The 21,929-nt window shown below is 59.0% G+C and carries 24 protein-coding genes; 8 read left to right on the forward strand and 16 right to left on the reverse strand.

Annotated elements, in window-relative coordinates; all coding sequences use genetic code 11:
* Nucleotides 1–144: 144 nt before the first annotated feature.
* A complete protein-coding gene (gene pheS / locus NW842_RS04935; protein WP_011432376.1) occupies nt 145–1,146 on the forward strand; it encodes a phenylalanine--tRNA ligase subunit alpha in 1,002 nt (333 codons plus the stop codon).
* 61 nt (nt 1,147–1,207) lie between these two features.
* On the opposite strand, the gene NW842_RS04940 is transcribed toward pheS, so the two are convergent.
* From NW842_RS04940 to NW842_RS05000, 13 genes are all read right to left on the reverse strand, one after another.
* The gene (locus tag NW842_RS04940) at nt 1,208–1,504 is read right to left on the reverse strand and encodes a PipX family protein (RefSeq protein WP_011432377.1); all 297 of its coding nucleotides are present in this window, start codon (nt 1,502–1,504) and stop codon (nt 1,208–1,210) included.
* A gap of 191 nt (nt 1,505–1,695) precedes the next feature.
* Nucleotides 1,696–2,271, reverse strand: a complete 576-nt coding sequence (locus tag NW842_RS04945; RefSeq protein ID WP_414329872.1) for a TIGR04376 family protein — start codon at nt 2,269–2,271, stop codon at nt 1,696–1,698.
* A gap of 197 nt (nt 2,272–2,468) precedes the next feature.
* Nucleotides 2,469–3,224 carry an ABC transporter ATP-binding protein gene (locus tag NW842_RS04950; protein WP_011432379.1) on the reverse strand — a complete coding sequence of 252 codons (756 nt, stop codon included), beginning with the start codon at nt 3,222–3,224 and terminating at the stop codon, nt 2,469–2,471.
* A 54-nt stretch (nt 3,225–3,278) separates the two neighbouring features.
* Nucleotides 3,279–5,054, reverse strand: coding sequence for an MBL fold metallo-hydrolase (locus tag NW842_RS04955; RefSeq protein ID WP_414375267.1), 1,776 nt, complete (start codon nt 5,052–5,054; stop codon nt 3,279–3,281).
* Nucleotides 5,055–5,310: 256 nt separating this feature from the next.
* Entirely contained in the window at nt 5,311–6,801 is a 1,491-nt protein-coding gene (locus NW842_RS04960) for a cellulose synthase (protein ID WP_414417588.1), read from the reverse strand.
* A gap of 226 nt (nt 6,802–7,027) precedes the next feature.
* Nucleotides 7,028–7,297 (reverse strand): 50S ribosomal protein L27, encoded by a 270-nt coding sequence (rpmA, locus tag NW842_RS04965; RefSeq protein ID WP_011432382.1) that lies wholly within the window; start codon nt 7,295–7,297, stop codon nt 7,028–7,030.
* Between the two features lie 76 nt (nt 7,298–7,373).
* On the reverse strand, nt 7,374–7,799 hold the full coding sequence (rplU, locus tag NW842_RS04970; protein ID WP_011432383.1) for a 50S ribosomal protein L21: 426 nt from the start codon (nt 7,797–7,799) through the stop codon (nt 7,374–7,376).
* A gap of 285 nt (nt 7,800–8,084) precedes the next feature.
* Nucleotides 8,085–8,843 carry a photosystem reaction center subunit H gene (locus NW842_RS04975; protein WP_414349974.1) on the reverse strand — a complete coding sequence of 253 codons (759 nt, stop codon included), beginning with the start codon at nt 8,841–8,843 and terminating at the stop codon, nt 8,085–8,087.
* 34 nt (nt 8,844–8,877) lie between these two features.
* Nucleotides 8,878–9,159: a chaperone modulator CbpM gene (locus NW842_RS04980; protein WP_011432385.1), complete on the reverse strand. Its 282-nt coding sequence runs from the start codon at nt 9,157–9,159 to the stop codon at nt 8,878–8,880.
* A complete protein-coding gene (locus NW842_RS04985) occupies nt 9,156–10,091 on the reverse strand; it encodes a DnaJ C-terminal domain-containing protein (protein WP_414417589.1) in 936 nt (311 codons plus the stop codon). Before NW842_RS04985 ends, NW842_RS04980 begins: the two co-directional genes overlap by 4 nt.
* Nucleotides 10,092–10,244: 153 nt before the next feature.
* Nucleotides 10,245–11,006, reverse strand: a complete 762-nt coding sequence (locus tag NW842_RS04990) for a ChaB family protein (protein ID WP_414332456.1) — start codon at nt 11,004–11,006, stop codon at nt 10,245–10,247.
* A gap of 258 nt (nt 11,007–11,264) precedes the next feature.
* Nucleotides 11,265–12,119 (reverse strand): M28 family peptidase, encoded by an 855-nt coding sequence (locus NW842_RS04995; RefSeq protein ID WP_414417590.1) that lies wholly within the window; start codon nt 12,117–12,119, stop codon nt 11,265–11,267.
* Nucleotides 12,119–12,898, reverse strand: a complete 780-nt coding sequence (locus tag NW842_RS05000) for an HAD family hydrolase (RefSeq protein WP_414417591.1) — start codon at nt 12,896–12,898, stop codon at nt 12,119–12,121. Before NW842_RS05000 ends, NW842_RS04995 begins: the two co-directional genes overlap by 1 nt.
* Before the next feature lie 119 nt (nt 12,899–13,017).
* On the opposite strand from NW842_RS05000, the gene lpdA reads away from it, so the two are divergent.
* The 5 genes from lpdA (at nt 13,018) to NW842_RS05025 (ending at nt 17,798) form a co-directional block, all read left to right on the forward strand.
* On the forward strand, nt 13,018–14,400 hold the full coding sequence (lpdA, locus tag NW842_RS05005; RefSeq protein WP_414388752.1) for a dihydrolipoyl dehydrogenase: 1,383 nt from the start codon (nt 13,018–13,020) through the stop codon (nt 14,398–14,400).
* 196 nt (nt 14,401–14,596) lie between these two features.
* Entirely contained in the window at nt 14,597–15,892 is a 1,296-nt protein-coding gene (locus NW842_RS05010) for a class I SAM-dependent methyltransferase (protein WP_414417592.1), read from the forward strand.
* A 233-nt stretch (nt 15,893–16,125) separates the two neighbouring features.
* Nucleotides 16,126–16,263 (forward strand): hypothetical protein, encoded by a 138-nt coding sequence (locus NW842_RS05015; RefSeq protein ID WP_011432392.1) that lies wholly within the window; start codon nt 16,126–16,128, stop codon nt 16,261–16,263.
* A 94-nt stretch (nt 16,264–16,357) separates the two neighbouring features.
* Entirely contained in the window at nt 16,358–17,422 is a 1,065-nt protein-coding gene (gene mutY / locus NW842_RS05020) for an A/G-specific adenine glycosylase (protein WP_414417593.1), read from the forward strand.
* Nucleotides 17,423–17,522: 100 nt separating this feature from the next.
* Nucleotides 17,523–17,798 (forward strand): hypothetical protein, encoded by a 276-nt coding sequence (locus NW842_RS05025; protein ID WP_011432394.1) that lies wholly within the window; start codon nt 17,523–17,525, stop codon nt 17,796–17,798.
* Between the two features lie 63 nt (nt 17,799–17,861).
* Here the strand turns inward: NW842_RS05025 and NW842_RS05030 are convergent, their stop codons facing one another.
* Nucleotides 17,862–18,194, reverse strand: coding sequence for a hypothetical protein (locus tag NW842_RS05030; protein ID WP_414417594.1), 333 nt, complete (start codon nt 18,192–18,194; stop codon nt 17,862–17,864).
* Between the two features lie 153 nt (nt 18,195–18,347).
* Here NW842_RS05030 and rnc point away from each other — a divergent pair, with 153 nt between their 5' ends.
* Together rnc and NW842_RS05040 are read left to right on the forward strand one after the other, a co-directional pair.
* A complete protein-coding gene (gene rnc, locus NW842_RS05035) occupies nt 18,348–19,070 on the forward strand; it encodes a ribonuclease III (RefSeq protein WP_414375259.1) in 723 nt (240 codons plus the stop codon).
* Nucleotides 19,067–19,294: a hypothetical protein gene (locus NW842_RS05040; RefSeq protein ID WP_414375257.1), complete on the forward strand. Its 228-nt coding sequence runs from the start codon at nt 19,067–19,069 to the stop codon at nt 19,292–19,294. The genes rnc and NW842_RS05040 overlap by 4 nt, the downstream gene beginning before the upstream one ends.
* A gap of 74 nt (nt 19,295–19,368) precedes the next feature.
* On the opposite strand, the gene NW842_RS05045 is transcribed toward NW842_RS05040, so the two are convergent.
* A complete protein-coding gene (locus NW842_RS05045; RefSeq protein WP_414417595.1) occupies nt 19,369–20,625 on the reverse strand; it encodes an AI-2E family transporter in 1,257 nt (418 codons plus the stop codon).
* A gap of 142 nt (nt 20,626–20,767) precedes the next feature.
* The gene (locus tag NW842_RS05050) at nt 20,768–21,676 is read right to left on the reverse strand and encodes a hypothetical protein (RefSeq protein WP_414374272.1); all 909 of its coding nucleotides are present in this window, start codon (nt 21,674–21,676) and stop codon (nt 20,768–20,770) included.
* Nucleotides 21,677–21,929 lie beyond the last annotated feature (253 nt).

Genomic DNA, 21,929 nt, shown 5'->3' on the forward strand with positions numbered 1-21,929 from the left:
GGTAGTAATCCGTACTGAACATATTATACATTATTTTCAGTATAGTTGAGCTTATTATTGACTAGAGTCATGCTCCCTCCTGTGATACCTTTGTAGGGACTCCTCACAACCCCAGGGATCCCTTCTGCCCTTGGAATCGGCCCCATGCAAGACGAAAAAGACACGCTTCGCCAACAGCTTCTCACCCTGCAAAGCGAGGCCCTCGCCCAAGTGGAACAAGCTGACGGTCTGGAGGCTCTGGAACAGATCCGCATCGACTACCTGGGCAAGAAAGGTAAGCTCTCCAAAATCTTGGGGGGAATGGGGAAGCTGCCCCCAGAAGAACGGCCTGCCATTGGCGCTTTGGCCAACACCTTTAAAGAGGCCCTCCAATCCAGTCTGGAGCAGCGCAAACAGGCCCTTGGTGAAGCTCAACTGCTGGCCCGCCTAGAAGCAGAGCGCCTGGATGTCACTATGCCCGGGCCCCGTCGGCCTCTGGGGCGGATCCATCCGCTGCAGGCCACCATCGACCGCATGCTCGATATCTTTGTGGGAATGGGCTACACCGTGGTGCATGGGCCTGAGCTCGAGACGGAGTACTACAACTTCGAGGCCCTCAACACCCCTGCCGACCATCCGGCGCGGGATATGCAGGATACCCTCTACCTGGCCAATGGCTACCTGATGCGTACCCAAACCTCCTCGGTGCAGGTGCGCTACATGGAGCAACACCAGCCGCCGCTGCGCATTGTGCATGCCGGTCGGGTGATGCGCCGCGATACCGTGGATGCCACCCACTCCGCTGTGTTTCACCAGATGGAAATTTTGGCGGTGGGCGAGAACCTCACCTTTTCCGACCTGAAGGGCACCCTCAACACTTTCATCACCCGCCTATTGGGCAAGCGAGAAACCCGCTTTCGGCCCAGCTATTTTCCCTTTACCGAGCCTTCTGCTGAGATGGACGTGCGCTTTGGCTCGAAATGGCTGGAAATCTTCGGCTGCGGCATGGTGGATCCCAATGTATTTCAAGCGGTGGGCTACGACCCGGAGCGCTACACCGGATTTGCGGCAGGGATCGGCATTGAGCGGATGGCCATGCTCCTCCACGGCATTCAGGATATCCGCCTGTTTTATACCAGCGACCTGCGCTTTCTGTCTCAGTTTTAGGTGGCTATTGGGGGACGAAACCCTCACCCTCAGCCGTGCCAGACCTTCGAAAAAACCTCTTTCAGGAAAAGGTTTGCTTGTAGATCAACTGCAATTGTTCTAGCTCATCTTGGCGGGCAGCACGGCGCAGCAGGCGCATTTGCTCTTCGATGAGCTGGCGAGCCTCATTACGGCTAATCGGATCGAAGACCAACTCCTCCATGGCAGCAGGATCCCCGCTGTTATCCGGCGGCCTGAAGTAAACCCGAAAAAAGAGCCTTTGGGCGTAGAGAGTGGTGAAGAGAGCCTGATTTTCGTCGACCTGACACAGGCTGTAGAGCAGACCAAATGTGGGGTGATTCAGATACAACTCATTCATGCCCAATAGCGTATCACTCTTGGGGGAGAGGAGAGACTTTTCTTCCCGGTCGGTGCCAGAGAAAGTTCTGGAAATGATGTGGCTATGGCTCTTGAGACCAAGGGCTTAAATCACAAGTTCCGCCCAGCTCGATTTTGGCTGTTGCGACTGGATTCAACATTAGCAAACTAACAAGATTTTGGGTCAGGCTGTTACCGCCGCTGCTGTTCCCGCACCTTCCTCTTCGTGTCATTCAATTCGTTTTCCACCTCTAGCTGACGAAATTGCTCTTCCAATTCATCCCAAGCCTCGAAAGGTTTTCCCCAAGGGCTGAAATTCCGGTCCGGGTTGTCGATGCCTTTGGCTTGCGCGGCTCTTACCTCCTGCAGCTTAGCCTTCACTTCTTGGCGGCGCTGGCGAATCTGCGGCAGCAGGGCTTCCATTTGTTGGATTTTCTCCTTTTGGGCTTTCATTTGACCCCATAGCTGGCTGCCCCTCTCCAACAGCTCAGCCTCCCGGCGTCGCGCTCCTTCGGCCAGATCGGGACGATTGGCCCGCTGCGCCTTCTCAATGCGAAAGTGCCAGGTTTTAATCTCCTCGGCTAAGTTGAGAATGCTTTTTTGGAGAGCCTCCTCTTGGACGCGGCTTTCCTGCAACAGCTGCAGGGTATCCGATTCCTGCTGGCGCAACTGCTCATCGAGGGCTTGCAGCTCGATCTCGGGGTGGGCCCTGAGAAATTCCTCCAGGCGGGTTTCCAAAAATCGGATGATATCTTCGATCAGTTTCATCGATGGATCCTTTTCCCAAGCCCTCAGTTGCGTTTAGAGTAGCCTAAGCCGGGCCGTCCTAGATAGGGTCGTTTAAGACATTCCCTTTGACCTTCACCCAAAGGGAGAGGGAAGCTGGGGATCCATCCGGCACGCCAGTTCACCGCAACTGGGAACTCTCCTGAACCCAACTGCCCCCAGGCGGATCCCTGTCTTCCTCAATCCAGCAAACGGCCATCCCCAACCCGGATAATGCGCTGGGCGGCCTGGGCTACTTCAAGGTCATGGGTGACCACGACCAGGGTGATGCCCTGCCGGTGGAGCTCCGCAAAAAGGTTCAGCACTTCCTGGCCGGTATGGCTATCCAGAGCCCCAGTCGGCTCATCAGCCAGCAACAGTTGGGGTCGGTTGACAATGGCACGAGCAATCGCCACCCGCTGCTGCTGGCCGCCGGAGAGTTGGGCCGGACGCTGCTGCAGTTTGCTCCCCAAGCCCACTTGTTCTAGGGCTTGCTTGGCCCGCCGGCGTTGCTCCGGCTCCGGGATCCCAGCATAGGCCAAGGGCAGCATGACGTTCTCCAGCGCTGTCAGGACGGGCAGGAGATGGAACTGCTGGAAGACAAAGCCGATTTTTTGGTTGCGAATGTGGGCCAAATCGCGATCGGTCAGGGTGGAAACTTCCACCCCATCCAGCCAGTAGCGCCCTGAGCTGGGCCGATCCAAGCAGCCGATGAGGTTCATCAGGGTGGATTTGCCGGATCCAGAGGGCCCCATAATGGCGCAATACTCTCCCGGCTGGATCGCCAAGTCGATATCGTAGAGGGCCTGAAAACTGCCCTCCGGCAGTGGATAGACTTTGTTCACCCCAACCATCTGCACTACGGGCGGGCTGGCCGCAGCCAAGGCCTCGGCTGGGCGCTCCAGGGATCCGACCGGCCCACGGCGATGATTTGCCCAGGAATCTTGCTCAAGCATGGTTGGCACCGCGACTTGCCCCATTCTAGCCTTTGGGCTTCCCTGGCTTGACGGCTAACCGGAAGAGCGGATCTCCTGCGGCTGATGGTAGGGGCAGCTCCCCTGGGGATCCACCCTGAGGCGGTAGAGGGGAGAGCGTTCCTGATCGCAGCGAAAGGCTTGGGCTTGGGAAGTCAAGATCTGGCGGGCAAAGCGACAATTTTGGCACTTTTTGCCACCGTGATGACTGGATACAGAAGGCTGTTTTGGACGCGGCACGATCCCTGCTGGAGAAGGGGCAGCCTCTGCCGGGCGGATCAGCTCCCGTGGAGAAAGGCCGCGCAGCACCAGTTCGGATCCCTGCCAGCGGGCTTCCACCAGGCCGGTATCGGCCCAGGCCGGCCAACGGGGATCCTGGGTGATCTGGGGCGGCAGACGCACCTGTACCCCCGCCAAAGCCCGCGGCGAGCCCTGCTCCTGCCAAACTTCTTCCACCTCCCCCTCATAGCGCACAGCGGGATCCGTGACCTCGGCAGGAGAATCCGGGAGCTTGACCGGGGTTTGCAGGCGGCCGTCGGGTAGCTCCAGCCAATGTCCGGGCTGGGGGCAGTGGACATGGTAGCGATTGCACAGCTCCGGCAGATCCGCCAGATCCTGAGCCTGCTTGGGGTCGGCGTGAACCAAGACCAAATGCTGGGGGCGAAAGGTGTGGATGATCTGGGTGAGATGCCCGACATCGTTGTGGCTGTGCCAGGTTATCCATTCAACGGCAATGCGGGAGCGCAGCGGCGCCGGCCAACGCTCAAACGGGGTAGCCAGTTCCACCTCTGGCAGCCGCACCAGCAGACAGGAGCGCTGCGGTTGGGCCAGCAATCTCGACCAGATGGGATCCCAAGCCTCAGGCCCGGCATCGGCGTCGCACAGCAGCAAGCCTTGGGGCAGAGGATCCGCTTCGGTAAGGGGCTGAACCCGCGGCTGCAGGCGGTCTTCCCAGAACAAGGGCTGGTAGGTGGCGAAATTGCGCACCGGCTCCGGCAGGTAGGTGAGCAAGCGCTCGTAGAGATTGCAGCCTGCCGCCAGCCCCGGCGCCACCCATATCTTGAGCTCTTGGGGGGCTTGGGTAAAGCGGTGGTGGGCTTTGAGGAGAAAGATCAGCTCCTGCCCCAACCCCAACACTGGCAGGGGAAACAGCACCGTTTGCCCCGCTTCCAAGGCGCTGAGCAACCGCTCCACCAGGCGATTTTCCAGGTGACGACGGGGTGGATGGCGGGTGGATCCCAGCGAAGCCTCGATGAGCAACACGTCCGGCTGCCAGTGGCGCAAAGCAATGAGATCCAAGCCGGGGGCAAAGCGAGTTGAGGCCAGGGAACAGTCGCCCGTGTACACGCAGGCTTGGGCCGGAGTGGTTTGGGTATTTTGCAGCAGGGTTGCCGCCGCTCCCGGCAGATGCCCAGCCGCAAAGAAAGTGAGCATCAGATGGGGCAAAATCTCTCGCGCCCGGCCCAAAGGCAGCGCCCGAAAGGGGGGAAAGCGAATGTCCCGGTCGTAGCCTGGCCAAACGCCACACTCCCACAGACCAGCGGCCAAATGAGCAGTCACCGGCGTGGCGTAGAGAGGTACCTGAGGGTAACGACGATGAAAAGCAGGTAGCCCTTGCACATGGTCAAAGTGAGCATGGCTGCAGATTACCGCATCCGGGATCCCTGGCAGAGCCTTAAAGAGGGCAGGAGCGGGCAACCCGCAATCGAGAAGCAAACGGTGGGATCCCATCTCCAGCCAATAGGCACAGCCCTGCTGCCAGGGATCCGTACCCAGGGGGAGCAGTCGAAGGGGGGGTCTCTCTGACTCCACAGGTGTGTCGTTCTGAACCTAGAAGACCGCGTTCAATCCTGCAAACAGGAGGGGCGACTTGGCCAGGGATCCCCCCTCTCCACCGGTACACCTCCCCGGAGAGTTGGAGACAACCTGTGCCGATCCACTTATCCTACACTTCTCACAGCATAGCGTTTGCCCACCATCTGCCGCGGCAGCCTGCCATTTCATCCATGCAGCAGCTGAATGGATGTGGGGATTTGGTTTTGCGATGAACTTGTCTTGGCTTGGCAGCCTATGGGTCGGCGCTCTCTTCTGTCGCCGCAGCGGCGCTGCTGCTGGGAAAAGCAAAGCCGGCAAAATCGTGATCGTCGGGGCGCACCGTCAGGATCATCAGGTTGTAGAAGGCCCAGACCAAGCCAAACAGCAGCTCAGGCCAAGAGGGATCCCAACTGCCGGCAGAACGCAGGGATCCCACCCCCATAGCCAGAAAAGTCAGCACAATAGCCAGAGCCTGAGGCCCCAAGGAGAGCTGGGAAGGCTGCTCGGGATAGGGGGGCACTCCCTGCAGACTTTGCACCAGCGCCTGGATGGACTGAAAAAACTGGCTGCCCGTCTGCCGTTCCGACTGCCAAGCTGCCCCCCACAAATGCGGGGGAAAGGCCAAGAGCCAACTGATGCGCCCTAGGAGAGCATAAGGCAAAAACCACGCGAAGAAGACCCGGTCAAAGGCCGGCACCGGCATCCACCCCGTGCAGAGAAAGACCATCGGCACCGCCAAGTAGACCAGCTCCGCCATCCCACCGGCAGCCCAGAGGGCCAGCCACAGGTATTGAAAGCGCTGCTGCTGCGTGGTCGGCTTGCCCCAGAAGGGATTTTCCCTCAAGGCCGAAAACAAAGCCAGCAAAGCAACGCGGCGGTTGCGCAAGGGCAACAAAACACCCGTAACCTGGGTTTGGCGAACCAATTGAGACTGCCAGCCGCGGCAGTGCATCTGACACCCCAACTGCACAGGGCGACGAATGTCGATCCGCGGGATCCCTTCCAAAGCCTTGCGCCGGATGAGACAGCCAGAACCCAACAGGGGTGCCGCCTGGTAGCCCTGGGATCCCACCGCCAAGAGCTGCTGCAGGGGGTGAACGGCTCTGGGCTGGCCTAGGGTGCGCAGCATTGCCTGCACAAACCCGATACGATTGGCGATGGGAGCCCGCTCCGGCGAGTCGTAAAAGTGGGGCAAGGTCTGCCACAGGAAGTCCCGCTCGAGAAAATGGCCCGGCTGCACCAGGAGCAGATACTCCCCTTGGATATGAGGGGATCCCATCGCGTAAGCCAGGGGGTCGGCTGTGGGGCTAGGGCAGGCCCAGTATTCGCAGGGAATGGCCCGGGCCGCCTTGGCCATCTCCTCATCCTCTACCCGATCCACAATGTGGACAAACAACCGCTCCCAAGGGTAGTCGAGGTGCAGAGCCGAGAGCACCGTCTGCCGGGTTGCCTCTACGGAATCCCACTGGCGCATCACCAGCACATCCACTCGAGGTAACTGGAAAAACGACCGCCGCAGAACCTCCGGGGATGGGATCGTCTCTCTCGGCACTTGGGGATAGCGGCTGAGGGTAAAGCCCACCGCCGCCAGCCAAACATACAGCTCTGCCCCCCAAAACAAAAGGGATCCCAAATCCATCAACCCGGCTGTCAGTCGCCAGTAGAGGTACATCACCCCGGCAATGAGGTGAAGCAACCCTGCCCAGCGAAACAAATACACCCGCATCAGCTTTCTGCCTTCCACGCTTTTGCCATTTTCGCCCTTGAAGGGTCAGGGATCCCTAGCTCCTCTTCTCTTCCGGCTGGCCCCAATCCTCAAGAACGAAAAAAGTTCAGGAATCAGCAACAGCAAAACCCTGTCTGCTCTGGAGCAGACAGTTTTCAGCCCGGCAAGCAGCTTGGTCGACAGAAGCGAGAATCTTCTCTTGCGGAAGAAACTCTCCCAGGCAGTTTCAAAGCTGGGCCTTTCCCTACTGGGCAGCCACCTCAGCTGGGTAGACACTCACCTTTTGCCGCCACTTGCCATAGCGCTCAAAAGTCACAATGCCGGTGACCACAGAATACAAGGTGTCGTCGCCGCCGATGCGCACGTTCACCCCTGGGTGAAACTTGGTGCCCCGCTGCCTGACCAGAATGTGGCCGGGATGCACCAGCTCGCCCCCATAGCGCTTCACCCCCAGCCGCTTGGCATTGGAATCTCGACCGTTGCGAGTGCTGCCCGTTCCCTTCTTATGAGCCATAACGCCTCCTATGCAACTGCGTGATCAACAGAAACGAGATAAAAAAATCGGGATTCAGGACACCTGAGTTCAGAGTTTATTCCTCATCCGCAGGGATCCCTGTCGCCGCTGCCGAAGGGGCTGCCTCTGGGTTAGACTCTGGAGCCGCTTCCGTACGGGATGGTGCCGTGGCTAGGGGCACCCCATTGAGTTCAATAGACTCGATCAGCAGACGGGTCAGCGGTTGCCGATGACCCCTCTTTTTGCGGGTCTTTTTCTTTGGCCTCATCTTGTAGACGATGATTTTATCGCCGCGCCGATGCTGTAAAACCCGTGCCCTGACGACCGCCTCCGAAACGTAGGGATGCCCCAACGTGATTTGTCCCTCGTGGTTGATCAACAGCACACGAGACAAATCGAAGGGGCTGTTCTCCTCCACTTCCGCCAGGCGATCGACCTCGTAAAAACGCCCCGGCTCCACCCAAAGCTGCTTACCGCCGGTTTCCACAATTGCGTAAGTCATCTTTCTCCCTGCCGTACAGGTGCCCTGCGGGGGTCTTGAAACCTGATCCGAGCATTGACAGCGATCTTAGATCGTAGCCGAAAAAGCCGCCGTCCGTCAGCTGGGTTTGGTCGAGGACTGGCTTGCAACAGTTCCGGTCGAGCAGTGGGACGGACTCCCCAAGCACCTCATGCTGTTGCCCCCCAGCCCCTTTCCCAGAGGAAGAGGGGAGTTGGGAAGCAGTTGGGAAGCAAATGTGCAGCATCTGAGGCGACCGCAGGCCAGAGGTTGCAGAGTCATTCTTTGCTATTCGGTCAGCTTCTCCCAAGCAGCCTGAAGGGCAGCCTGCATGCGCTGAGCGGCGCGGCTGAGGCGATGTTGCCAGGTTTCCCACTTGTGTTGCAGAAACTCTGCCGCCTCGTCCAGTAGGGAGAGATCGAACTTGCCCCCTTTGGCCAGCTCGTCCCGCACCTGCTTCACCTTAACGCGCACCACCTCCGGCGGATCCTGTGGGCCAACCAACGCCTTGAGGCGATCCCCCATGCGCTGGATAAGCTGTTTCACCTGCCGAGATTTTTCGCTCCAAAAGTTCTTTAAGCCTTCCGCTTCCGATTTCAGCCGCTGCGGAGCATCCTCCTTAACCACCACCGCGTCCACATCAATGGCTTCCACATCCTCAGGCAGGAGAACGGCGCGCCCCCCCCAAGGCTCGGCAATGCTGCCACCCAGAATATAAGCGGCAATCGCTCCAGTCTCCCAGTCAAAGAGAAAATCCTCAATCCAGCCGACCTCTCGATTCCCAATGCGCACTGTGCGACGGTAAAGAGAGCTGATGGGGGTTAGGGGGGTAGCAAAAACGGTAGAGTAGGTCAGCAGCGCGTCTGGCCCGATGAGAGAAATCTGCTCCAGGGGGGTGTACCCCTGCTGGCTGGTGAAGTAGCATACCCGCCCTGTTGGGTCAACCCAGATTTCTTCTACGGTACCCAATGCGGTAGCAGTGCTGCCATCGAGGGCCAGCAGGCCCACCACCTGGCTACGTCGGATGATCTGTTCCATAGGGTTCATCGAGTTATCTCCTTGATGGGTTAGCTGGGCAGCCTCAAAATCCGCGGTAGTGGCGCAGTTGCCCCCTGAGCCGGGCAATTTCCTGAGCCATGTCCAAGACCATCGCCGCCCCCGTCCAGTTGAGGCCTAAGTCTCGGTGTAGGCGGCTCATTTGCAACAACCGCCTGAGCTGTTGGGGGGTCAGGTAGCTGCTCTCGGCCTCCACTAAGCCCTGAGCCAGCAGCCATTCCAGCAGGTGGGGAGGGATCCCCAGCAGTTCCGTGGCCTGCTCGAAGGTATAGAGCCGTTCTTCTACCCGCACAATGGCCAAACTCATAGACTCACCTCCTGCAAGTGGGCGCGGGGATCCCAGCTACGGCTTTGGCGCAGCTTTTCGTAGAGATCCCGCTCGGTCTGGGAAAGGGATTTGGGTGCCACCACCTTCAGCCGCACCAGCAGGTCGCTCCGCTGGCCTTGGGGATCCCGCCAGCCTTGGCCCCGCAGCCGCAGGGTTTGGCCGCTGTCTACCCCGGCAGGGATCCTCAGTTGCACGCGACCCGTAGGGGTGGGAACTTCCGCCGTCCCTCCCAAAGCCGCCTCGTCAGGAGTAATGGGCAGCTCGCAGAGCAGGTTGTCTCCGTCAAAGCGGAAGAAGGGATGGGGGGGCAGCTCCAAAGTGAGGTAGAGATCCCCTCTTGGCCCGCCAAAGGGGCTGACCTGGCCTTTGCCCTTGACGCGGATGCGACTGCCCGGCTTAGCGCCGGGGGGAATGCGGATAGTTAGCGTTTCTCCATCTAGGTTCAGCCGTTTCTGGGTGCCGTGGAAAGCTTCTGCCCAGCTGAGACCCAGAGTGCCCTCCACATCCTGCCCCGGCAAATCCACCGAAACAAACGGCCCAAAGCCGCCGGCGAAGCCCTGGAACCCGCTGCGGCGGGAGCTCATACGGCCCAGCAGCTCGTTGATAAACTCCTCGAAGCTGGCGTATTGGGCGAAGCCCTCCATGCCCGGCATTCCAGCAGCAGAACCAGTACCCACCCGCTGCCAGTACTGCCCAAACTGGTCGTAGCGCCGCCGCTTCTCTGGATCAGAGAGCACCTCGTAGGCTTCGTTGATCTCCTTAAAGCGTTCCTCTGCCGCCTTGTTGCCGGGGTTCACGTCGGGGTGATACTGGCGGGCCAACTTGCGATAGACGCGCTTGATTTCCTCGGCAGAGGCATCTCTGCTGACGCCCAGGATCTTGTAGTAATCCTTGAAGTCACTCGCAGCCATAGGCTCACCCCTGCAAGGTTAGGTTAGAGTTTTTCGGGCTATTCTCAGGATATAAGGTTGCAGCTAAAAAATTGGAGCAGACCCAGAACACGTACAGGCAGAGCGGCGAGATGGCGCTTTACTGTGCTCTCGCTACTTCGGAAACTTTTTGGGCTAGGGCTTGCGTTTGGAGAAGATCCCTTTCTCATCTCGTGTGAAAATTTGCTTGACCTTTTCCCAAGCTTTGAGGAGTGCATGGGTGGAGTTATTGCTCTCTTGTTTGGCTTGGTTGTAGGCTTCCACAAAGGTTTGCTGCGCTTCTTCCGAGAGGTCAGCGCGGATTTCCGGCGAGATGCTCTCTGGGGTTAAGTCTCCCTCTGGCTCACCGGGCAAGTTCAAGTCGGCAATGGAAACTTCCTCTCCGCCAGCACTCTGCAGCAGCCAGTAAATTTCGCCCGACTTCTCTTCCGGTACTTGCACCACCAACAAGAACTCGCCCGCCTGTACCCGGGTTTGGTAGATGGCGGCTTTCTCCTGCGGCATACCCAAGGCAATCAGGGCGGATCCCAGGCCCGCTCCCAGTGCTCCGTACAAAGCGCCGCCCGTTGCCCCCAACAAAGCGGCTCCCAGAGGCCCAGCGGCCACCACTGCCCCCAAAAAGGGAATGAACAGCACCCCCACGCCAGTGAGCAGCCCCAGCAGGGATCCGAACAGGGATCCATAGATGGCCCCATTGGTCAGACCGTCCAGAACCACCTCTTTGCGGGTGATAAACCCGGTAATTTTGGCTTCGGTTTGAAAGTTGCGGCCAATAATGGAGATGCAATCGTTGGGAATGCCACGGTTCAAAAGCCGCTGGATACACTCTTGCAGCTTGCCCTCTTCTTTGAAGGCGGCGGAAACACACTTTTTGGGAGCTTGGGCAAAAGCGCTCATACGCAATCTCCTGCTGAGTTTTACAGTGCCAAGGCAGGTTTTTTAACCTTTTCCCTGCTACTACTCTCGTCTTACTACTCTCGTCTATTGTCTCCCCTCTTCAGCAAAGGACTCGGTCGCAGAATCGCGAACCCCCTGGAGAAATCTCCGTACTGAGGATGCCAATTCCATCCTTACCCCTGGCCTCCTTCCAGGAGAGGGGAGTTGGGATTCAACGCATGCTACTTGCTGCCGGAATGACTGGGGGGTTTGGAAGAGCTACAGCGAGCGGATCCCGGCCATCAAGCCCTGGCAGACCCCCGTCAGGAAGTCTTGATCTAGGGTTTCGAGGGTGTCGCTTGGCTTGTGGTAGTGAGGGTTGCGCAAGAAAGCGGTGTCGGTAACCATAACGGCGGCGTAGCCCGCATCCCAAAAGGGGGAGTGGTCGCTCAGGCGAGTGGCAGGCAGGATTAGGCCCCGCTGCCCGGCCAGCAGCCAGCAACAAGGGATCCCCACTTTTTGAAAATCACGCTGCAGCTTGAGCAGATCCCCCCAGGTGGGCCAGTTGCCGATGAGACCGATGTAATCTCCCCGGTTGGGGTAGAGCTTCTCAAGGCCGGCGGGATAGTCCTGGGATCCGGGGGCGGGATCCCGGTAGCCCAGCATTTCCAAAGACAGCATCAGCCGTAGGGATTGCCTCTGACGTTGAAGAAACTGGGCGTAAGCCCCACTGCCCACCATTCCCCGCTCCTCCAGGTCAAAAGCCACCAGCCACAGGGGGGAAGGGGCAGGGTTGGCGGCAAAATGGCGGGCCAATTCCAGCAACACCGCTATGCCGCTGGCGTTGTCGTCTGCTCCAGGGGTTGCCGGGGCAGCGTCAAAGTGGGCTCCGATGAGGATGGGTTGGCGGCCAGAACGGGATCCCGGCAATTTCAAGATCCAGTTGCGGTGCAGGCGGCCACCGGCCTCAAAGGGGAAGGACTCCAGGGATCCCCACTTAGAAAGCTGCTCTTGGATGTAGCGCTCCACCTGCTGATGGCCCAAGGGCGACCAGTCGGGATCCCGCGGCTGGGCCACTTGCTGCAGATGAGCCTCTAGGCGCTGCTGCAGGTCTGGGAGCTCTGCTGCTGACATCAGTCTCCCACCTCAGAGGGAATGGCTTGGGCATGGACTTGGCAGGCCAACTCCAGGGTGAAGTAGCGGTGGGATCCCACCGTTCCCGCCAACACCCGAAACGGATCCTCAGGCTCCCCCAGGTGATCCAGCACCAGAGCCGCCCCGGAAAAATCCTGATCCCGGGTATAGTCGTTTACCGTCACCACAGTGGGAATACCGGCCTGCTGGGCCGAGCGCAGCCCATTCTCCGAGTCTTCAAAGGCCAGGCAGGCCTGGGGGGGCAGCCCCATCTGTTCCAGGGTGTAGAAGTAGATGTCGGGGGCGGGCTTTTTGGCGGGGACAATATCGCCGGCAGCGATCACTTCAAACCAGCTTAGGCTCTCCGGCAGTGTGTGCTCCAAAAGGGCTGTTACATTTTCCGGCGTGGTGGTGGTGGCAATGGCCAAGCGGATCCCAGCAGCTCTGGCCTCCTGCAGGAGGCGCTTCACCCCTGGGCGGAGTGGGATCCCCCCTTGGGCCAATAGGGCAGTGTAGTGGCGGGTTTTGGCCTGGTGCAGCCGGGCAATGAGGGCATTTAAATCTTCACCAGGGGGTAGCGGCGGCTGGCAGGTTGCAACGAAATGGCGAATGCGCTCTTTGCCCCCCGTAATGGCCAGGAGTTGGCCGTAGAGCTCCACCGACCAGTGCCAGTCCAGCCCTGCCTCGGCAAAGGCAGCGTTAAAGGCCACGCGATGACCATCCCGCTCCGTGTCCGCCAGCGTGCCGTCCACATCGAAGATCAAAGCTTGGAGTGTCATGTGTACCCCCACCCGCCTACAAGCGACTCTATGCTACTGCATGGCTTGGGTGCCCCTAGCCAGGTTTCTGGGAAGGCCAACAAGGTGAGAAAATGAGGCACTGGTTATCCAATCTCGCCATGAGCTTCGATTTTGACGTAATCATCATCGGTGCCGGCGTCGGCGGCCACGGCGCTGCTTTACATGCGGTCGAATCTGGCCTGAAGACCGCCATCGTTGAAGGTGCAGAAATGGGCGGCACCTGCATCAACCGCGGCTGCATCCCCTCCAAGGCTCTGCTGGCCGCCTCAGGACGCCTGCGGGAACTGCAACATAGCTCTGGGCTGGGCATCCAAGTGGGATCCCTTCAGGTGAACCGAGAGGCTATTGCCAATCATGCTGCCCAAGTGGTGGAGAAGATCCGCGCCGACATGACTCGCTCGCTGGAGAAGCTGGGGGTAACAATCCTGAGAGGGCGAGGCAAGTTGGTGGCACCCCAGCAGGTGGAAGTCCAGGAAGAGAAGGGATCCCACACCTACACGGCACAGGATGTCATTCTCGCGACGGGCTCCCGCCCCTTTGTGCCCCCTGGCATCGAGGTGGATGGCCGGACGGTGTTCACCAGCGACGAGGCGGTGCGGCTGGAGTGGATCCCGGAGCGCCTAGCGATTATCGGCAGTGGCTACATCGGCCAGGAGTTTGCCGACATCTACACTGCCTTGGGATCCCAGGTCATCCTCATCGAAGCCCTGGAGACCCTGATGCCGGCCTTTGACCCCGATATTGCCCGCCTGGCCCAGCGGGTGCTGATTAAGCCCAGGCAAATCCAGACCTACGTGGGGATCACGGCCAAGCAGGTGATCCCTGGCCAGCCAGTAACGATTCACCTCTCCAACGGCGAGACGCTGCAGGTGGATGGCTGCTTGGTGGCTGCCGGTCGGATCCCGGTCTCAGAGGGGCTGGGCTTGGCCGAGCTGGGCATCGACACCGGCAAACGGGGGTTCATCCCCGTCGATAGCCGCATGGCCACCGATTTGCCTCACCTCTGGGCTATTGGGGATGTGACCGGCAAGATGATGTTGGCCCACGCAGCGGCAGCCCAGGGGAGAGTGGCCGTGGAAAACATCTGTGGCCGTACCGCCTATATGGACTACCTGAGCATTCCGGCCGCGGTGTTCACTCACCCGGAAATGGGTTTTGTAGGGCTGACCGAACCTCAGGCCAAGGAGGAAGGCTACAGCGTGGGCACGGTGCGCACCTACTTTGGCGGCAACTCCAAGGCCATTGCTTCGGGAGAGACAGAGGGCATGGTCAAGCTGGTCTTTGACAAGAGCACCGGCCTACTGCTGGGATCCCATATCTTCGGGCCCCATGCGGCGGATTTGATTCACGAGGCAGCTCAGGCCATTGCTCGCCGGGCCACGGTGCGAGAACTGGCCGGCTTGGTGCACGTTCACCCCACCTTGGCAGAGACGCTGGAGGAAGCCTACAAGCGGGCAACTCACGCTCTGGCAGGGCCTTAGCCAACGGCTCGGCAGAGGGTCGCCTGCCTCACTCGGTTTTGTGAGGACTCCGTCCCGCCCGCTCTGCCTCCGGCGGGGTTTACAACCAGGCTGTGAAGGGCCAGGTTCTCAGACGGGCAACCCAGCAAGATCTCCCGGCTCAAAGCGTCAAGAAGACCTTAGGATGGGGGGGAACGCGTGGGAGGAAGTGCTTTTGGTGAGCGAAGCCGAGATTACCCGGGCAGTGCAGGCCCAGTACGAGACTTTCCCCTATCCTCCTATTCCTTACGACCGGCCCTTTGAGGGCTTCTCCAGTCTGGGCAGCTATACCTTGGCGCAGTACGCCCGCACCCGCACCTTGCAAGAGCCCACAGGATCCAGGTTTTTGGTGGCCGGGTGTGGCACCGGCTGGGAAGTGCATGGCATTGCCGCCAGCAACCCCGGCTATGGTTCGGTGGTCGGGATCGACATCAGCCGCCCGGCCCTGGAGATTGCCCAAAAGCGAATTAAGCACCACGGCCTACGCAACTGCTCTGTGCAGTACGGGGATCTAATGGATCCCTCTACCTGGCCCGAAGGCAGCTTCGACATGATCAGCTCCTACGGCGTGATTCACCACACTGCAGATCCGGTGAAGGCTTTGAGCAATCTGGCATCGCGGTTGGCTCCCGATGGGGTGATGGCGCTGATGCTCTACAACCGTTCAGGCCGTTGGCATCTGTACCGCATTCGGCGAGCCTTGGAGTTGTTGGGCATCACCCCACCTGCAACCCCAGAAAAGATCGAATTTGTGCGGCAACTGCTGAAGGGAGCCAGCCCCAATTCCCTTTTGGCCAAGCACGCCAAGGCTCACCAAGAATACTATGGACAAGATGAAAACATTGTCGATAATTTCTTCCATGCCAATGATATTCCTTTCGACATCGGCGAGATTCCCGACTTGCTTGCCCAAGCCGGGCTGGAGTTTATCGATGTAGCCCCCTACTTGGACTATTGGAATGCCAGGCCGTTGATTGCCGCCACCCACCCGGAGTTCCATCGCCGCTACGAGGCCCTTGCTCGCATCGACCAACTGCGGGTCATGGAGTATCTGGAGCCTCTGTATCACACGCAAAATCTCTTCTGGTGTTGCCATCAAGGGAAAAAGGTGGACCACTGGGATCCCTTTACAGTCGAATTTTTTAAGAGCTCCCGCTGGCAGCTCAACCCCTTGTTTGTCCGCTATGGCAGCGTGCGCTACTGGGATCAAAAAATCCCCTTTTCAGATCTGTTGGGCAAGCTGGATCCGGCCCAGATCCTGACCCAGAAGATGGATATTTTCTGGCCTATCGCCCGGATCCCTGGCAAGATGATGGCCTCTACCCGCTACCAAGTGGTGGAGCTGCTGCTGCCCTTGGCCAATCAAGCCCGTTCTGGCGCTGAGATCCTGGCTGCCCATGAAGAGAGAGCCGACCACCTTCTCAACCTATTTCGACAGTGGGAAGCAGACCGGTTAGTCCTGCGGGTTGCCTAGCTTCTGGTTATTCCAAACAGTCCAAATCACCAGGGTCAAAGTCTGTTCCATGCTAAGGTTGTATCATGCATGACCGAGGACGGTGCTTCTCCCCAGGCATGTTTGCGCCGGCGGTGCGGAGCACCTCTACTGGGACATCTTCGCCACAGCTTTCCCTGTGAATAGAGCTGGCAGATCTGGATCCCAATCAACATCCATGGCAACCCCAACGCCAGAGCTGGTAGGAGGCAAGGATGGCTGACTACAATCGCGGCATTATGAAGTTCAAGGGGGCAGATAGCCCAATTGTCGTTTTGATCTCGGCAGGGATTGTGGCCGGTGTGGTTTCGGCCCTGATCTGGTGGGCTTTGCACTTTGCTTACGCGGCTTGAGTCTCAGCCTCTTCCAGAAGCTAAGGGCAGCTTTTCCTGCGCTGCAAGCCTCCCGGACAAGGTAGGGAATTGGGACGAGGCTTCTTTGCAACGCTTGCGGCAGTCTCTTCAACGTTGGTACCGTGACCACGGAAGGGATCTGCCCTGGCGCCGCACCCGGGATCCTTACGCCATTTGGGTTTCGGAAGTGATGTTACAGCAAACCCAGGTGGCAACAGTTATCCCCTACTTTCAGCGCTGGATGCAAACCCTGCCCGGGATCCCAGCATTGGCGGCAGCCCCCCAGCAGCAGGTGCTGAAACTGTGGGAGGGCCTGGGCTACTACCGGCGGGCCCTGAACTTGCACAAAGCCGCCCAAATCCTGGTGCGGGAACGGAACGGCGAGTTCCCCAGGGATTTGGAGCAGGTGCTGGCTCTGCCGGGGATCGGGCGCACCACGGCTGGCGGCATTCTCAGCGCTGCCTTCGATCAGCCTTTGCCCATTTTGGATGGCAACGTCAAGCGGGTGTTGGCTCGCTTGGTGGCTTTGCAGCAGCCTCCGGCCCAGTGTCTGCCCCTGTTGTGGCAGCTTTCCCAGCAATTGTTGGATCCCGTGCAGCCGCGGGCTTTTAACCAAGCCCTGATGGATTTGGGGGCTACCGTCTGTCGTCCCAAAAAGCCTCACTGTGGCCGGTGCCCTTGGCAAGCGGATTGCAGCGCCTACAATCGAGGTCAACACCAACAATTGCCTATGTCTGCACCCCGTGCCTCCCGTCCTCATAAGCAAATCGCGGTTGCCATTGTTCTTCGGGGAAAAGAAATCCTTATCGATCGACGACTGGAAAGCTCAATGCTCAGCGGGCTGTGGGAGTTTCCCGGAGGCAAAATCGAGCCGGGAGAAACGGCTGCCGAGTGTGTAGTACGGGAGGTAAAAGAAGAAATCGGCATCGATATCGAGGTGGTCGCGCCGCTGGCCACCGTCGAACATGCCTATACCCATTTCACCGTTACTCTTATCGCTTTTATCTGTCGCTACCTGGGCGGAGAAGCCCAAGCCCTGCAATGTAGCGAGGTGCGCTGGGTCAGCCCGGCGGAACTGTCGGAATTTCCCTTCCCAGGGGCCAATCAAAAGTTGTTTCCCCACTTGTATGCTTGGCTGGCAGAGCATGGCAACCCATGATGAACCCACCCAATCCGCCAAATGGCTTAGACCCTTCTGGAACGTTTGCCCCAAGACATTCGATAGGATAGTAGATGTCCTGCTGCCGTGAGCTACGGATATGCTTGTCACTCTGGAAAAAGCTGGGGAGATTCTGGCCAAGGGATCCCACACAGCCATCACAACCACAGATGGCAAGATCGCGCTGGTGCCCAAGGGAAAAGAAACCCTCAAACTGACGGCCAACGAAGCCATTAACCTAATGTTTTACGTCGTCCGCTCCGCTGAACCGGCAGAGACGGTGATGGCCCAACTGGAGGAGGCAGTTGCCAAAGCTCAAGCCCCCGATCCAGCCGAGGAACGGGCCAGAAAATATCGAGAACTTCGTGGCATCTAAACGGATGGGCACTCGTGCCGGTTGGATCCCTTCGCAAACTGGAGAGAGACCCCAAAACAAAGATTAAAAGCAGGAGGAGCTAAGGGCGACGAACTTTCCATTGGTGGTCCACCCCAGCAACATTGGCTCCTGCGGTTGAATGGCCCGTCCGGTGAGAGCACAGCATTGGGCTTGGTGGGCCGTGGCCGGGAAGCTGGCCCGAATATCCTCAGGACTGAGGGTGGCAGCCCCTTGGGAGTGGCGTAGGACATAGCTCCAAAGAATTTCCCGTATGAGGGCCTGGTAGCCCCGATTTCCGGCCAACGCCTTCAGTCGCTGCTTCAGCTCACGTTCCAGCCGAATGCTGGTCACTTCCATCTGGGTCGTGGGAATGGGGGAATTGGCGCGAACGGGCATGCAGGGATCCTCCCTCGAAAAGCCTATACTACTCCTGTAGCATAGCTGGCTTACCGCCTGAGCGGGGATCCCGGCCTGGGTGAGATGGCTCAGGTCAAAATGGTTGCAAGCTGTGCAGTTCTGACCGCTAAGGCAACGTCAGCACCTGAGTGTATGGTTGAGTTGATCCCGCCCCGTCGCCGTGCCTTGGAGCATTTGCTGGCCCGCCTTGGATTCAGGGATCCGGCTTTGCTGGAACAACTGCGTTGGGATCTGCTGGATCAGGCTCTGATTCACCCTTCTCTGGATGGCCGACGGAACAACGATCGGCTGGAGTTGTTGGGGGATTCTGTCCTGCGAATTTTGGTCACAGAATTCTTGTTTCAGTCCTATCCCCATCTGTCGGTGGGAGAGCTGACCGCGATTCGCTCCGACCTGACCAGCGATGCTTACCTGGCAGAACTGGCGGATCTGCACGGCTTGGATCGCTACCTCGAGGTGGGATCCAGCTCTCAAAACGACTTGGCCGGACGGGGTCGGCGGCTGGCGGATGCTTTCGAGGCTCTGCTTGGGGCTTTTTATCTCAGTTGGGGTATTTACACGCTGCCCAAGCTGCATCCCTGGCTGGATCCCTATCTACACCGGCGAGTGGAGCAGTGGTTTCAAGACCCCACTCGGCGCAACCCCAAAGCAGCCCTGCAAGAACTCACCCAACGCCTTTGGGGCAGCCTGCCGGAATACCGCCTGGTGGCCGCCCAGGAACATCCCCCCCATTTCACCATGGAAGTCTGGGGGCAAGGACGGTGCTGGGGTCGCGGTGAAGGTCGCTCAAAAAAGGCTGCGGAAATGGCCGCCGCTGCCCAAGCCTACAAACACTTGCAGTCGGAGCAGACATGAGAGGCAGCCACCGCTACGAGTTGGCCAGTTGGTTGTTTTTGCTGGGGAGCAGCCTGTTTGCGGTGAGCGAGGTGATGACCTTGGGCAGTGACCCCTCTCTGTGGGATCCAGCAGCTCCAGCCTTTCTCAATCTCAAGGTTGTCCAAACCCTGCTGGGGATAGGAGCCAGCCTCCTGTTCGTCGTAGGTAGTGCTCTGTTTATCCTCGATGCCCGTCACCGCTGAGAAGCGCCCCTTATCCAGCAACCACAATAGCCCTTCTCCGAGAGCGGAGAGAGGCGAATCAGATGAGAAGCTTGCTAATAAGGACTTCTTCCGGCTACGGGATCCGCAGGCGAGAGACTTTCTTTCTGTGGCAACCCTTCCGGCTCGTTTGACGAGTCATTCGGACGAGAGGAAAAAGATGGCTCTGGGCTGCTCGCGTCGGCAGGATCCATCCCCGGCAAAGCCAAAGAACCAGCAGCCTCGGTGGCCCGAGCATACAGCCTGGCTCGAACCTCTGCCTCCTGCTTGGGCTTCAGATAGAGGTTCTCCAGCAGCACCGCCATACCCGCCACCCACGGGGGGGCGATCACCGCCCCAACAATACCCAACAACTGGGTGCCCCCCAGCACCGCCAGCAACTGATACAAGGGCTTCACCCGCACCGAGGATCCCACCAACAGAGGATCCAACACATAGGTTTCCAGGTTTTGAACGGCAACATATAGGATCAGCACCCACAAAAAAGTCCAGCCCCCCTGCACAATCGCCACCACCAAAGCGGGCAGGGATCCCAGTACCGGCCCAATGAAGGGGATAAGGTTGGTAAACCCAGCGATCACCCCCAGCGCCAGAGCAAACTCCGACAGGCCCAGAAAGCGAAGCGAGACGGTGATCATCACACCCAAAATGGCAGAGACCAGCACCCGCCCCTGGATGTAGCCCCCCATGCGCTGGGCCATCGGGTGTACCTGCTCAGCAAGCCGCTCATTCCAGGGATAGGGAAACAACTCCACCAAGCCCCGCACCAAGTCAGAGCCGCTCACCAGCATGTAGCCGGAAATGAAGAGGGTCAGCACCATGGTCAGCAGACCGCCCAGCAAACCACGGGTGAAGTCGAAAGACTGCACCAGCACCCGTTGTCCCGAGCGAACCGCCCAGCTCATCAACGACTGAGGATCGAGCAACTGGTTTAGGTAGTCCAGCGCCGCCGGATCCACCCCCGCCAGATCGGCAATCCAGGTATCCACCAACAGTTGCAACTGCTCCAGATAGAAAGGCAGCCTCGTCAGCAACCGCTGGGTCTGAGTCGCCACCGTCGGGCCAATGAGCAGAGCCAAGCCGGCAATCCCGGCAATTAAACTCAAATACACCAGCACAACCCCCAGCCAGCGGGGGATGCGTAATCGCTCGGCCAGATCCACCAGGGGAGCCAGCGCCGCCGCCACCACCACCGCGATCATCACCGTCAGCACCAAGCTGCGCAGTTGCCACAGCAGCAACAACAGCATCCCTGTGGCCACCACCAGGGCTACGGAGGATACGGAGATGGTCAATTGTCTTCGGCTCATCATCTGGCTGGGTTCTCTTCAGGGGGCTAGGTAACAGACGGCTCTACCATCCTGGCTTGCCCTAGCTGGACTTGCCAAATGCTCCTGGGCAAAGACCCCAAACCCAGCGCTTCAGATTCTCAGCAAAAACCCCGCCAGAGCTGAGCTACCGCAACAGTTCCCTCCGCACCGCTTCTACATATTCCAGCAGCCCCGGGGATCCCGTGCCGGAAGCCCGCCACAACATCAAAGCGCTACCCAAATCGGAAGCGGCACCAGCCCTATCCTCTCCCTGGTAAGCGCGCGCCATACCCCGGTAGTAGTACACATCACCTTGGTAAGGCTGCAACTCAAGAGCTCGGCTGAAATCTTGAACGGCCAAATTGAAGTCGCAGATGCTGGCCCACATCAGGCCGCGATGGACATAGGCCTCGAAAAGATCGGCAGCATCTTGATTTTGCTTGGCCAGCTCAATCGCCAGATGCGACACATCAAACGCCGATTCCAGATGGCCTTGTTCGGCCCAGATGCGAGAGCGGATCAAGTGCAATTGCGGGTTGTGATAGGCAATCCGATCCAGGGGAGACAAGGTCGCCAGAGCCTGCTCAGGTTCTTGCAAACGCTCGTGTTGGATTTTGGCCTTGAGCAAATAGGCTTCAGCCAGGTAGGGATCCAAAGCAATGGCAATATCCAGATCCCGCAGAGCAGAGCGCATCAAGCGAGCAATGGCAGAAGCATGCTCAGGCTGCGGTAAAGCAGCAGGATCTTCTTGAGACTCCCGCCAGAAGTATTGCGCCCGTTGCAGATAAAGCTGCGCATTTCCCGGCTCCTGTTGGATGGACTGGGTTAGCCGCGCCAGCTCATTGGGAAGATCCGCCGGAGCAGAGGATTGAGAGAGAGTGGGATCCTGACGCCGAGGCCGTGCCGGCACGGCAAGGCTTGGGTTGGAACGGCCAACAACCCCGGCGGGCTGGGGAGCTGCCTGCTGTACCAGCAACTGATGAGCCTGCTGCTGGTGAGCTAGAGAGCGCTGCTCAAGCTGCTGTACCCGTTCTTGCAGCTGGGCTTGCCGCATGAGCCAAGATCCAGAACCTGGTTCATCTTCAAACAAGGCCTGGGATGAGGGCAGGGAGTGCTCCCAAGCTTGTAGAGAAGCCTCAGTGACAGGACTCTGGCTCTTACGAGACGAGGCCAACCAGCCACATTCGCCGATCAAAAACGGCAAGGACAGCAAACCCAACAAAGCCGAGCCGGAGAACAGAAGACTGGGCCTAAGCATGGATCCCACCCCTTGAAATAGCCTAGAAATGAAGAGTTGCCTCTAAGCT

It is taken from the genome of Synechococcus sp. R55.4, from assembly GCF_047461935.1.
In the GTDB taxonomy this organism is placed as follows: domain Bacteria; phylum Cyanobacteriota; class Cyanobacteriia; order Thermostichales; family Thermostichaceae; genus Thermostichus.